This is a genomic window from Alloalcanivorax marinus (assembly GCF_016906305.1).
GTDB classification, from domain to species: Bacteria; Pseudomonadota; Gammaproteobacteria; order Pseudomonadales; family Alcanivoracaceae; genus Alloalcanivorax; species Alloalcanivorax marinus.
On the sequence record NZ_JADDOL010000054.1, the window covers coordinates 1 to 1,408 of the forward strand.

Below are 1,408 nucleotides of genomic sequence, written 5' to 3' on the forward strand. Positions count from 1 at the left end.
TAAAAAAGCAAACACCAATGCCGAGCCGGATGGATCTGACTGACACCTACGCCTATACAACACCATGACCGAACTTCCCGACAACATCCTTCACCTGCCGCAATACCAAGTACTGGGCTGCAAATCAACCGACGACGAAATGCACTTCCAGGTGGACGTGCCCGATCCCATCGCCTGCGAGGAATGCGGCGTGCAGGGTGAGTTCGTACGGTTCGGCAAGCGTGACGTTCCCTATCGTGATCTGCCCATCCACGGCAAGCGGGTCACTCTCTGGGTGGTCCGCCGCCGATACACCTGCCGGGCCTGCAAGACAACATTCAGGCCCCAGCTACCGGAGATGGTGGACGGATTCCGTATGACACTGCGGCTGCATGAGTACGTGGAGAAGGAATCCTTCAACCACCCCTACACCTTTGTGGCGGCACAGACCGGCCTGGACGAGAAGACGGTGCGCGACATCTTCAACGCCCGCGCCGAGTTCCTGGGGCGCTGGCACCGCTTCGAGACGCCCCGCATCCTGGGCATTGACGAGCTATACCTGAACAAGCGCTACCGCTGCATTCTGACCAACATTGAGGAGCGAACCCTGCTCGACCTGCTGGCCACCCGCCGCCAGGACGTGGTGACCAACTACCTGATGAAGCTGAAAGACCGGCAGAAGGTCGAGATCGTCAGCATGGACATGTGGAACCCCTACCGGGCAGCGGTCAAGGCTGTGCTGCCCCAGGCCCGTATCGTGGTCGATAAGTTCCATGTGGTGCGCATGGCCAACGATGCCCTAGAGAGAGTGCGCAAGGGCCTCAGAAAGGAGCTGAAACCGTCCCAGAGCCGGACTCTCAAGGGAGACCGGAAAATCCTGCTGAAACGCGCTCACGAAGTCTCAGACCGGGAGCGCCTCATCATGGAGACCTGGACAGGCGCGTTCCCGCAACTGCTGGCCGCCTACGAGCACAAGGAGCGCTTCTACGGCATCTGGGACGCCACCACACGGCTCCAGGCAGAAGCCGCCCTGGACGAGTGGATAGCCACCATCCCGAAGGGCCAAAAGGAAGTCTGGAGCGATCTGGTCAGGGCAGTGGGAAACTGGCGCGAAGAGACCATGACCTACTTCGAGACGGACATGCCCGTCACCAACGCTTACACGGAGTCCATCAACCGACTGGCCAAGGACAAGAACCGTGAAGGGCGCGGTTACTCCTTCGAGGTGATGCGGGCACGAATGCTCTACACCACGAAGCACAAGAAGAAGGCACCGACTGCGAAGGTCTCTCCTTTCTACAAGAAAACCATCGGTTACGGACTGCCGGACTTCGCAGAGGAACTCAACTACGGAGTCGATCTATCAACCATCTGAGGGTGGTATCAGATTGATGGGGTGAAGGTGCCCCATCAACCATTAAATCCGTAT

At 58.8% G+C, this 1,408-nt stretch carries 1 protein-coding gene; it reads left to right on the forward strand.

Annotation, left to right across the window (positions count from 1 at the left end; all coding sequences use genetic code 11):
* Nucleotides 1-64: 64 nt before the first annotated feature.
* Nucleotides 65-1,354 (forward strand): ISL3-like element ISPpu12 family transposase, encoded by a 1,290-nt coding sequence (locus IM760_RS18745; protein WP_004574636.1) that lies wholly within the window; start codon nt 65-67, stop codon nt 1,352-1,354.
* The last annotated feature ends 54 nt before the right edge of the window (nt 1,355-1,408 follow it).